This window comes from Gemmiger formicilis (assembly GCF_016901605.1).
Classification (GTDB): Bacteria; Bacillota; Clostridia; order Oscillospirales; family Ruminococcaceae; genus Gemmiger; species Gemmiger formicilis_B.
This window is the reverse complement of record NZ_JACJKP010000366.1, coordinates 1-693: the sequence shown is the minus strand read 5'-3', so window position 1 is coordinate 693 and position 693 is coordinate 1. Positions and strand designations below refer to the sequence as shown.

At 51.2% G+C, this 693-nt stretch carries 1 protein-coding gene and 1 riboswitch; the gene reads right to left on the bottom strand.

Annotation, left to right across the window (positions count from 1 at the left end; translation table 11 throughout):
* Window positions 1-296: S-adenosylmethionine synthetase N-terminal domain-containing protein (locus H6B10_RS14890; protein ID WP_275951089.1), on the bottom strand; the 296-nt coding region annotated here is incomplete at its 3' end.
* Between the two features lie 90 nt (window positions 297-386).
* A riboswitch (SAM riboswitch) is annotated at window positions 387-484 on the bottom strand.
* Between the last annotated feature and the right edge of the window lie 209 nt (window positions 485-693).

The following is a 693-nucleotide window of genomic DNA, read 5'->3' as shown; positions in this document are numbered from 1 at the left end:
TGGCCGTCGATATTGACGATCACACCACAGGTGTCGCAGTCGAAACCGTACTTGGCGCGGTCATAGCCGATGGAGCGGATCACATCCCGGGCAGTTTCGGCAATATCCACATAGCAGCTGGTGGTAATTTCACCCATGATATGTACCAGACCGGTGGAGCAGGTGGTTTCGCATGCTACACGGGCATCCGGGTCCTGTGCCAGAATGGCGTCCAGGATGGCATCCGAAATCTGGTCACTGATTTTGTCGGGATGACCTTCGGTCACCGACTCAGAGGTAAAAAGAAATTTGGACATGGTAAAAAGCCTCCCTTAAATAAAAAATAGATAAGCAGAAGCGCAACCGACGAGAACAAAAAAGCGCGCAGCCAAAAGACTGCGCGCTGACGCTTATCTTTCGGTTCCCCGCAGGATTTGGCACCTTGCACATAGTGTAGGTTGTCGGGCTTCACTGGGCCTGTTCCCTCTGCCGCTCTTGATAAGTTGCTATTCTGTTGTAGGGGGCATTATAGCACAATCGACGTGTTTCGTCAAGGGGCTGTGTACCGCACCTTCGTTGTTTTTTTGCTTTTTGCTCAATGACGGCCATGCAGAATGGGCGACAAAGGCTTATAGATCAGGAAGCAGATAGCCGCGTTGAGCAACCCTTTTACCAGTGTGAACGGCATGTTGAACACCAGCAGGCATTCCATCA